Source organism: Pseudomonas sp. XP1 (genome assembly GCF_053557675.1).
The window spans coordinates 10563-20806 of the sequence record NZ_JBNRIJ010000012.1 but is presented as its reverse complement, the minus strand read 5'-3'; the positions used below and the strand labels follow the sequence as shown (position 1 = coordinate 20806).

Genomic DNA, 10244 nt, shown 5'->3' with positions numbered 1-10244 from the left:
CGCTCCTACAGAGGGGCCCAGCGCCCGACCATATGCAGCACCCCTCCATGCCCATCCAGCCGCAGCTCTCCCATGGTCCCCGCCTCACTGGCACCCAGCACCACCTCCGATGGCAATCGCACCGGTTTGCGGAAATCCACCTCGAAGGCATAGCCACTGTGCGGCAGGTGCCCGCGCAGTGCCGCCAGGGCCATGGCCTTGCTCCACATGCCATGGGCAATGGCCGTGGGGAAGCCGAACAGCCGCGCACTGGCTGCGCTGAGGTGGATCGGGTTGTAGTCCCCGCAGACCTTGGCATAACGCCGGCCAATATCGCTGTCGGCGTACCAGCGGGTCGCCTCCGGCAGCGCTTGCGGTTCGTCCTTGGCAGGCTCACCTGCCTCGCTTTCAAGCTTCAGCCCGCGCACCAGCATGCGGCTGGTCTCGCGCCAGAGCAGGCCGATGCCGTCTTCGGCTTCGGTGACCAGATCGAAGGTGCCGCCCTTGGCATGCGCTTGCAGATTGCCTGCATGCACCGCAAAGCGCAGCCCTTCGACACCGCCCAGTGGGCGAAGCACTTCGATGCGGTTGTGCAGGTGCACCAGGCCGAGCAGCGGGAAGGGGAAGTTGGGCGCGGTCATCAACTGCAACTGCAGCGCGAACGCCATGACATGTGGATAAGTACCCGGCAGGCGGCCATCGTCGGTGAAGTGGCACAGCCGTCGATAGGCGGCCAGGTTGCCCGGCTGGACGCGGATGAAACAGCGCAGGCCGTCATCCGGCAACTGGTCGCCGCTGATGGTGCGCTTGCTGGCCGCGCGCAGGTAAAGGCTGGCGCGCGAAGCCGGGCTGTGCAGATCGTGCCAGTGTCGGCTCATGTTCAGGCCCCCATCAAGGCCTGGCCGCATACCCGCAGCACCTGGCCGTTGACTGCACCGGAGCCCGGCTGGCTGAGCCAGGCGATGGCTTCGGCGACATCCTGCGGGCGGCCGCCCTGGCCAAGCGAACTCAAGCGTCGCCCTGCTTCGCGCAGGCCCATCGGCATGGCGGCGGTCATGTGGGTTTCGATGAAACCGGGGGCCACGGCATTGATGCTGCCGCCGCGCTCGGCGAGCCGGGGCGCCCATGCCTGTGCCAGGCCGATCAACCCAGCCTTGCTTGCGGCATAGTTGGCCTGCCCACGGTTGCCGGCGATGCCGCTGACCGAGGCCAGCAGGGTGATACGCGCGTTTTCACCCAGGGCGCCGTTGTCGTACAGCGCCTGGGTCAGCACCTGCGGTGCCTTGAGATTGACCGCCAGCACCGCGTCCCAGTATTCCGGGGTCATGTTGGCCAGGGTCTTGTCGCGGGTGATACCGGCGTTGTGCACCACGATGTCGATGCCGTCGGGCAGGGCCGCAAGCAGTTGCGTTGCCGCGTCGCCGGCGCTGATGTCCAGGGGCAGCGCCTTGCCACCCAGGCGCGCGGCCAGGGCGTCGAGGTCCTGGCTGGCTTGCGGCACATCCAGCAGCAGTACGTCGGCACCGTCCCGGGCCAGAGTTTCGGCAATGGCGGCGCCGATGCCGCGCGCGGCACCGGTCACCAGGGCGCGGCGCCCAGCCAGCGGCCGAGTCCAGTCCTCGACCTGGCTGGCGCAGGCATGCAGGCGCAGCACCTGGCCGGAGATGAAGGCGCTTTTGGGCGAGAGGAAGAAGCGCAGGGCCCCTTCCAGCTGGTCTTCCGCGCCGGGGCCGACATACAGCAACTGCGCGGTCGCACCGTTGCGCAATTCCTTGGCCAGCGAGCGGCTGAAGCCTTCCAGGGCCCGTTGGGCAATGCTGGCCAACGGGTCGTCGAGGCCTTCTGGTGCGCGGCCCAGCAACACTACATGGGCGCACGGTACCAGGCTGCGCAGCAGAGGCTGAAAAAATTCGCGCAACTGCTTCAACGCATCGCTGTCGGACAGGTGGCTGGCATCGAATACCACGGCCTTGATCTTCGGCCCCAGGCCTGCCACCCACGCCTCGGCCCGGAGGTTGTCGGTATTGAAGCGGTAAAGCGTGTCGGTCAGCCGCGGGGCAATGGCTTCGACCTGGCTAGCCAGTGGCCCGCCACCCAGTACCAGGGCACCTTCGACCGGGCGCAGGCGGCCGGCCTGCCAGCGCTCCAGCGGCGCCGGGCGTGGCAGGCCAAGGGCATCCACAAGACGGCGGCCGAGGTTGGAGTTGGCAAAGCCGAGGTAGCGATCGCTCATGAGTGGGTCTCCCGGAAGGCAAGCTTGAAAGTGTGGACCAACTTTGTGGCAAGGTCGTTCGAATGCGGTAAAAACACCTAGGCTGTACGGATCAAATTGTTTCAGGAGGAACAAGCGCATGCGTTCATTTCGCCGGGTCGCGATCCTGGGCGGTAACCGAATTCCCTTCGCCCGCTCCAATGGCGCCTACGCCACGGTCAGCAACCAGGCGATGCTCACCGTCGCCCTCGAAGGGCTGATCGAACGCTACTGCCTGCATGGGTTGTGCATTGGGGAAGTGGTTGCCGGTGCGGTGCTCAAGCACTCGCGTGACATGAACCTGACCCGTGAGTGCGTGCTGGGCTCGCGGCTGTCGCCGCAGACGCCGGCCTACGATATCCAGCAAGCCTGCGGCACCGGGCTGGAGGCGGCGTTGCTGGTGGCCAACAAGATTGCCTTGGGGCAGATCGACTGCGGCATTGCCGGCGGCGTGGACACAACCTCCGATGCGCCGATTGCAGTCAACGAAGGCCTGCGCCATATCCTGCTGCAGGCCAACCGTGGCAAAAACCTGGGCGAGCGGCTCAAGCCATTCCTCAAGCTGCGCCCTCACCACCTGAAACCTGAATTGCCGCGCAACGGCGAGCCGCGCACAGGGTTGTCGATGGGCGAACATTGCGAACGCATGGCCCAGGCCTGGCGCATTGGCCGTGCCGAACAGGACGAGCTGGCATTGCTCAGCCACCAGGCGCTGGCTGCCGCGTACGCCGAAGGGTGGGAGGATGACCTGCTGACGCCGTTTCTGTCTTTGACCCGTGACAACAACCTGCGCCCCGACCTGACCCTGGAACAATTGTCCAAGCTCAAGCCAGCCTTCGACCGCAGCGGGCAGGGCACGCTGACGGCCGGCAACTCCACACCGCTGACCGATGGTGCTTCGCTGGTGTTGCTGGGCAGCGAGGAATGGGCCGAGCAGCAGGGGCTGCCGGTGCTGGCCTATCTGGTCGATGGTGAAACCGCTGCGGTGGATTTCGTTACTGGTCGCGAAGGGCTGTTGATGGCGCCGGTGTATGCGGTGCCGCGGCTGCTGGCGCGCAATGGCCTGACGCTGCAGGACTTTGACTATTACGAGATTCACGAAGCCTTTGCTGCCCAGGTGCTGTGCACGCTCAAGGCTTGGGAAGATGCCGATTATTGCCGTGAGCGGTTGGGGCTGGATGCGCCGCTCGGGGCGATCGACCGCAGCAAGCTCAACGTCAAGGGCAGTTCGCTGGCGGCCGGGCACCCGTTTGCCGCGACCGGGGGGCGGATATTGGCCAACCTGGCCAAGTTGCTGGCGAGGGTGGGGAAGGGGCGGGGGTTGATTTCGATCTGTGCAGCGGGTGGGCAGGGGGTGACCGTCATCGTCGAGCGATGAGCTGTTAGGCTTGTCTGGTCAGAACTACAAGAAACCGCCATGCCCATCATCGGACACCCCCGCCCCATTCCGGCGCTGGATCACCTGCCCAGACCGCTCTATGCACGAGCCGAAAGCCTTGGCGCCGGCTCCTGGACCACCCGCCACCAGCACGACTGGGTGCAGTTTTCCTACGCCATCAGCGGCGTCCTCGGGGTGTATACCCACGAAGGCAGCTACTTCGCCCCGCCCCAGTGGGGCGTGTGGATCCCAGCCGATGCCGAACACGAAGTGGTCACCTCCATGCAGGCCGAAATGCGCAGCCTTTACGTGCGCCGGGATGCCTGCCCGTGGGCACCGGAGCAATGCCGGGTACTGGAAGTGACTCCGCTGGCGCGCGAACTGATCAAGCAGTTCTGCCTGTTCCCGGCAGACTACCCGGAGGGGGACAGTGCCGAGTCGCGGCTGGTGGCGGTGCTGCTCGACCAGTTGCGCATGCTGCCCGAAGTCGGTTTTTCGTTGCCACTACCACGGCACCCGGGGCTGCTGGCGCTGTGCAATGGTCTGATCGCTGCCCCGGATCAGTCGCAGACCTTGCAGCAGTGGGCGCGAGAGTTGGGGTGCTCGGAGAAGACGCTGATGCGGCTGTTCCAGCGGGAGACGGGCTTGAGTTTTCGCAACTGGCGGCAGCGTATGCGGCTGTTGTCGTCGCTGGCGTTGCTGGAGTCGGGGGAAAGTGTGACCGAGGCGGCGTTGGGGTGTGGATATGACTCCACCTCGGCTTACATTGCAGCGTTCAAGCAATTGTTCGGCGCGACGCCAGGGGAATTGAAGCTTTAGGCAATCAGGCATTGTTTGCCTGCACCGGCCCTATCGCCGGCAAGCCAGCTCCCACAGGATCCCACTGCTCTCAGGGCCTGTGCAGTCCCTGTGGGAGCCGGCTTGCCGGCGATAGGGCCGGTACAGGCAATGTATCAATCAGGTACGGAACCTGCGCACCAGCGCATCCAGCTCATTGGACAACCCGGCCAGGCTCTCCGAATCCATCCGCGCCGCCTGGGCCAGTTCCGCCACCAACTGCGCATCGCCATGAATCTGGCTGATATGACGGTTGATGTCCTCGGCCACCTGGTGCTGCTCTTCGGCCGCCGTGGCGATCTGGGTGTTCATGTCACGGATCACATCCACCGACTCGCGGATCTGCCCGAAGCTGTCACGGGCCAGGCCGATGCGGCTCACCGACTGCTGCGAAACCTCCAGGCTGGCGTGCATCTGTGCGGCTACTTCGGCAGTGCGGCTGGCCAGGTTGCCAAGCAGGCCGTCGATCTCGGCCGTGGAGTCGGCAGTACGTTTGGCCAGCGCCCGCACCTCGTCGGCGACCACGGCAAAGCCACGCCCCTGCTCGCCGGCACGGGCCGCTTCGATGGCGGCGTTGAGCGCCAGCAGGTTGGTCTGTTCGGCAATCGACCGAATGGTGCCGAGGATCGACTGGATGGCGTTGCTGTCACGCTCCAGCTGCTGGATCGACTGCGCCGATTGCTCGATCTCCTGGCTCAGGCGGTCGACGCTATGTACCGCGGCATCGATCTGCTGCTGGCCTTCGCGGGCCTGTTGCTGGCCGCTGTCGGCCGACTGCGCCGCCTGGCTGCAGGAACGTGCCACTTCGTTGGCGGTGGCGACCATTTCGTGGAAGGCGGTGGAGACCATGTCTACCGCTTCGCGCTGGCGGCCTGCGGCTTCGGCCATATCGCTGGAAACGCGGGTCGAGCTGCTGGAAGTGCTGAGGATCTTGCTGGCGGCAGCACTGATGTGCTGGATCAGGCTGCGAATGGCACCGAGGAACTGGTTGAACCAACTGGCCAGTTGCGCGGTTTCGTCGCGGCCACGGATTTCCAGGTTGCGGGTCAGGTCGCCCTCGCCCTGGGCGATATCTTCCAGGCCGCTGGTTACGCTATTGATCGGGCGCACGATCAGCTTGGCGAAGGTGGCACCGACCACAGCGAACAACGCAGCCAGTACCAGGGCCACCACGCCGATCAACCAGGTCAGGCGGGTGGTGGTCTGCATCACTTCGCTTTGTTCGATCAGGCCGATCAGGGTCCAGCCCAGCTGTTCGTCCGGGTAGATGTTGGCCATGTAGCGCACGCCATTCAGCTCCACTTCGGCCAGCCCCTTGCCGTGCTTGGCCAGCTCGGCGTACCCCTCGCCAAAGCTCGCCAGTTGCTTGAAGTTATGCTTGGCGTCACGAGGGTCGACCAGTACGTTGCCGTTGTTTTCCACCAGTAGCACGTAGCCGCTTTCGCCCAGCTTGATCTGCTGGACGATTTCGGTGAGGCCTTTGAGCGAGACGTCGACGTTGACTACGCCGCCGGGGTTGCCCAATTGGTTGGCGACGGTGCGCACGGTGCTGACCAGCACGGCGTCGTCGGCAGCCCAGTAGTAGGCGCCGGTACGCAAGGTCTTGCCAGGGTTGGCCATGGCCAGCTGGTACCAGGGGCGGGTGCGTGGGTCGTAATTGACGAATTTTTGCCCGGCCGGCCAGCCAACGTAACCGCCGTCACTCACCCCATAGGACATGTACGCATAGCTGGGATGCGCATTGGCCAGGCGGGTCATGAAGTCGAGCAGCTTGCTGGCCTGGTCACCCAGTTCGTAGGACGGGGTAGCGCTCATGTATTTGTTCAGCTCGCTGCCCGTGGCGGCGACCAGCGGTTGCGCAGCCATGTACTCGACGTTCTGGTTGATGCCCTGGAAGAAGATGTTCATCGCGTTGCTGACCTGGCGGATTTCCCGGCTGCTGCCTTCGAGGAATCCGTCGCGGGCTTCGCCGCGCAGGTTGAGGACCACCAGCGTGGCCACGAGGACGATGGGCAAGCCGGCGATGACCGCGAATGCCCAGGTCAGTTTCTGTTTGATGTTCATCGACGCTCCCGGATTTTTTAATTATCGACACACGAGGCAGGTAGCTATTGCATCGGCATGATCCGGGTTTTATGTAGGAAAAAAGCCCGTAATTACTAGGTAAAGTCGTCTTTGGTGACTATTCGGTCGTGTTTGGACGTATATGGCATACCAAAGGGCTGCGGGCAGTTCAGTGGCAGCAGCCATCCGCAGCGCCGTTGGCCAGGTCCTTGAGAATCGGGCAGTCCGGGCGGTCGTCTCCCTGACAGTGGGAAACCAGCTCACCGAGGGTGTCACGAAGGCTGACCAACTCTTCGATGCGTCGGTTCAGCTCATCGATGTGTTGCATGGCCAGCGCTTTCACATCGGCGCTGGCACGCTGGCGGTCCTGCCAAAGGGTCAGCAACTTGCCGACCTCCTCGAGGGAAAAGCCAAGGTCGCGTGAGCGCTTGATGAAGGCCAGGCTGTGCAAGTCTTCCGCCTGGTACAGGCGGTAGCCGCTGTCGCTACGCGTGGCGGGCTTGAGCAAGCCGATGGACTCGTAGTAACGGATCATCTTGGTGCTGAGCCCGCTGCGGCGGGCGGCCTGGCCGATGTTCATGGAGCCTCCTGGGTGTTGCTGGTGGGTTTCCACACCTTGAGCCACAGCGCGTTGCTCACCACGCTGACGCTGGACAGGGCCATGGCAGCGCCGGCCAGCACCGGGTTGAGATAACCCAGTGCGGCCAGTGGGATGCCGATCAGGTTATAGATGAACGCCCAGAACAGGTTTTGGCGGATCTTCGCATAGGTCTTGCGGCTGATCTCCAGGGCGGCCGGTACCAGGCGTGGGTCGCCGCGCATAAGGGTGATGCCGGCGGCCTGCATGGCCACATCGGTACCGCCACCCATGGCAATGCCGATATCGGCGGCCGCCAGCGCCGGCGCATCATTGATGCCATCACCGACCATGGCGACCACGCCATCATGCTTGAGTGCTGCCACGGTCGCGGCCTTGTCGGCCGGCAGCACTTCGGCATGCACGTCGTCGATGCCCAGGGCATCGGCCACCACTTTGGCGCTGCCGCGGTTGTCGCCGGTCAGCAGGTGGCTGCTGATGTGTTGCGCGTGCAGGGTATCGATCGCCTGCGCGGCGCCGGGCTTGAGGCTGTCACCAAAGGCGAACAGGCCCAGCACCCGCGGCTGTGCGCCGCGCTCGATCAGCCATGACAGGGTACGCCCCTCGGCTTCCCAGGCCTGGGCCTTGGCGGCCAGGTCGCCGGGTGGCAGGGCGCTTTCGTCGAGCAGGCGGCGGTTGCCCAAGGCCAGCTCGCGGCCTTCCACGCGCCCGGCGATACCACGCCCGGTCAGCGACTGGCTGTCGACAACGCCAGGCACGTCCAAGCCCTGCTCGGCGCAGGCATCCAGTACCGCCTTGGCCAGCGGGTGTTCGCTGCCGCGCTGCAGGGCACCGGCAAGTCGGTGCAGGTCGGCGTTGCTGCCCACCTGCGCCTGGCTGTGGACAACGCGCGGGCTGCCGGAAGTGAGGGTGCCGGTCTTGTCGAACACTACGCGGTTGACCGCATGGGCGCGCTCCAGGGCTTCGGCGTCCTTGATCAGGATGCCATGGCGGGCGGCGACCCCGGTGCCAGCCATGATCGCTGCAGGTGTGGCCAGGCCGAGGGCGCAGGGGCAGGCGATGACCAGTACGGCGACGGCGTTGATCAACGCGGTTTCCAGTGGCGCGCCGGCCAGCCACCAGCCGAACAGGGTGATCAGCGCCAGTACCAGCACGGCCGGGACGAATACCTGGCTGACCCGGTCGACCAGCTTCTGGATCGGTGCCTTGGCCGCCTGCGCGTCTTCTACCAGGCGGATGATGCGTGCCAGCACGGTTTCGGTACCCAGTGCCTGGGTGCGTACCAGCAGCCGGCCTTCGCCGTTGATGGCGCCACCGGTGACGCTGTCGCCGGGCTGCTTGGGCACCGGCAGGCTCTCGCCGCTGATCAGGGCTTCATCGGCATGGCTGCTGCCCTCTTCCACCACACCATCGACTGGGAAGCGCTCGCCGGGTTTGACCAGTACCAGATCGCCGAGGCGCAGCTGGGCAATGGCCACGTCTTCTTCCCGGCCATCGACCAGACGCACGGCCCGTTCCGGGCGCAGGGCTTCGAGGGCACGGATGGCGCTGGCGGTCTGGCGTTTGGCACGGCTTTCCAGGTACTTGCCCAGCAGCACCAGGGCAATCACCACGGCCGAGGCTTCGAAGTACAGGTGAGGGGCCATGCCGGCGGGGGCCTGCGCCCACTGGTACAGGCTCAGGCCATAGCCGGCGCTGGTGCCCAGGGCCACCAGCAGGTCCATGTTGCCGGTACCGGCGCGCACGGCCTTCCAGGCAGCCACGTAGAACCGCGCGCCAAGAATGAACTGCACCGGTGTGGCCAGCAGGAACTGCACCCACGCTGGCAACATCCAGTGCACGCCAAACGGCTGCACCAGCATGGGCACCACCAACGGCAGGGCTAGCAGCAAGGCTGCGCCGACCGCCAGGCGTTCGTTACGCAGGCGGCGTTGTGCAGCGTTCTGATCGTCCCTTGCGGTTTGCGGCAGGCTGGCGCTGTAGCCGGCCTTTTGCACGGCGTCGATCAGCAGGTTGTCGTCGAGGGCCGCCAGCACTTCGAGGTGCGCGCGTTCGCTGGCCAGGTTGACGCTGACCTGTTCAACACCCGGCAGCTTGCCGAGGGCGCGCTCTACGCGGCCGACGCAACTGGCGCAGGTCATGCCGCCAATCTGCAGTTCGACGGTGCGGGTAGGTACGCCATAGCCGGCTTCGCGTACGGCGTCGACCAGGGCGGGCAAGCTATTGGCCGGGGCCTGGACCCGGGCCTGTTCGGTGGCGAGGTTGACGCTGACCTGTTCAGCGCCGGTGACTTTGCGCAGGGCGCGCTCGACCCGGCCGGCACAGCTGGCGCAGGTCATGCCGGAGATCGGCAGGTCGTATGTGGTGGATGCGGGCATGGCTCTCCTCCTTGGACAGGCCTCCAGCATCAACCTTGCCACGCAGGTAAGGTCAATAGCCCAGGCCGGCTCGCTTCAACTCCAGCCCATATTGCCCCATGGCGATGCGGTATTTGTTGATCTGGCCCGCCTGCAGGTTCAGTCGTGTGCTGCGTTGGTCCTCGACGCCCGCAGCGCAGCCGGGCATTTGCCCGGGCAGCAGGCGCAGACGCACGTCCACCGGGCCGGGCGGCAGGTTGAATGAGGTGGATTGCTCCTGGAACACGCGCCCGGAGAGCTGGTCGTTGAGGTAGATGCCGATTTCGCAACTGGTGGCCACTTCCAGGCGCTCCCGGGAAATGATCAGCACGCTGTAGTCCGAATTGCCCTCGGCACTGGCCGGTGGCACTGCAGCCAGCGTGCTCAATAGCCCGACAACGCCCAATGCTGCCCTGAACATGAAAAATCTCCTGCTTGCGTGATCATCAAAGGCGCAGCTTGGCCGACGCGCGCGCGGATTTCCACCCCGGCTGTTGTCGACAGGTCTTGACCTTGCCCCGATGGCAAGCTTGAGACTCGTGCAAAACCTGAAGGAGGTAACCCCATGCAAGTGTTCAATGTACAAGGCATGACCTGCGGCCATTGCGTGAAAGCCGTGACCCGGGCGGTGCAGGAGCAGGATGCCGCGGCCAAGGTGGAGGTCGACCTGGCGGCCAGGCAGGTACGGGTGCAGAGCGAGTTGGCTCAGGAGCAGATCCTCACGGCCATTCGCGATGAAGG

Annotated in this window: 9 protein-coding genes and 1 pseudogene; 3 read left to right on the top strand and 7 right to left on the bottom strand. The window is 65.1% G+C overall.

The window, feature by feature from the left end:
* Window positions 1-5 precede the first annotated feature (5 nt).
* Window positions 6-857, bottom strand: coding sequence for a MaoC family dehydratase (locus ACK1U9_RS13050; RefSeq protein WP_085601464.1), 852 nt, complete (start codon window positions 855-857; stop codon window positions 6-8).
* Between the two features lie 2 nt (window positions 858-859).
* Window positions 860-2212: a 3-oxoacyl-ACP reductase gene (locus ACK1U9_RS13045; protein WP_108481544.1), complete on the bottom strand. Its 1353-nt coding sequence runs from the start codon at window positions 2210-2212 to the stop codon at window positions 860-862.
* 118 nt (window positions 2213-2330) lie between these two features.
* Between ACK1U9_RS13045 and ACK1U9_RS13040 the strand changes: the two genes are divergently transcribed.
* The gene (locus ACK1U9_RS13040) at window positions 2331-3608 is read left to right on the top strand and encodes an acetyl-CoA C-acetyltransferase (RefSeq protein ID WP_153670957.1); all 1278 of its coding nucleotides are present in this window, start codon (window positions 2331-2333) and stop codon (window positions 3606-3608) included.
* Between the two features lie 39 nt (window positions 3609-3647).
* Window positions 3648-4427 carry an AraC family transcriptional regulator gene (locus ACK1U9_RS13035; RefSeq protein ID WP_046616850.1) on the top strand — a complete coding sequence of 260 codons (780 nt, stop codon included), beginning with the start codon at window positions 3648-3650 and terminating at the stop codon, window positions 4425-4427.
* Between the two features lie 138 nt (window positions 4428-4565).
* Here the strand turns inward: ACK1U9_RS13035 and ACK1U9_RS13030 are convergent, their stop codons facing one another.
* From ACK1U9_RS13030 to ACK1U9_RS13010, 5 genes and pseudogenes are all read right to left on the bottom strand, one after another.
* On the bottom strand, window positions 4566-5294 hold the full coding sequence (locus ACK1U9_RS13030; RefSeq protein ID WP_371053097.1) for a methyl-accepting chemotaxis protein: 729 nt from the start codon (window positions 5292-5294) through the stop codon (window positions 4566-4568).
* Window positions 5295-5423: 129 nt separating this feature from the next.
* Window positions 5424-6311: pseudogene (locus tag ACK1U9_RS13025) on the bottom strand (cache domain-containing sensor histidine kinase); the annotation flags it as partial.
* Window positions 6312-6678: 367 nt separating this feature from the next.
* Entirely contained in the window at window positions 6679-7089 is a 411-nt protein-coding gene (gene cueR / locus ACK1U9_RS13020; RefSeq protein WP_046616852.1) for a Cu(I)-responsive transcriptional regulator, read from the bottom strand.
* On the bottom strand, window positions 7086-9485 hold the full coding sequence (locus tag ACK1U9_RS13015) for a heavy metal translocating P-type ATPase (protein WP_108480206.1): 2400 nt from the start codon (window positions 9483-9485) through the stop codon (window positions 7086-7088). Before ACK1U9_RS13015 ends, cueR begins: the two co-directional genes overlap by 4 nt.
* A 52-nt stretch (window positions 9486-9537) precedes the next feature.
* Window positions 9538-9924, bottom strand: a complete 387-nt coding sequence (locus ACK1U9_RS13010) for a hypothetical protein (RefSeq protein WP_046616857.1) — start codon at window positions 9922-9924, stop codon at window positions 9538-9540.
* Between the two features lie 144 nt (window positions 9925-10068).
* Between ACK1U9_RS13010 and ACK1U9_RS13005 the strand changes: the two genes are divergently transcribed.
* Window positions 10069-10244 (top strand): heavy-metal-associated domain-containing protein (locus ACK1U9_RS13005; protein ID WP_449109948.1); only part of this gene is annotated, 176 nt, incomplete at its 3' end.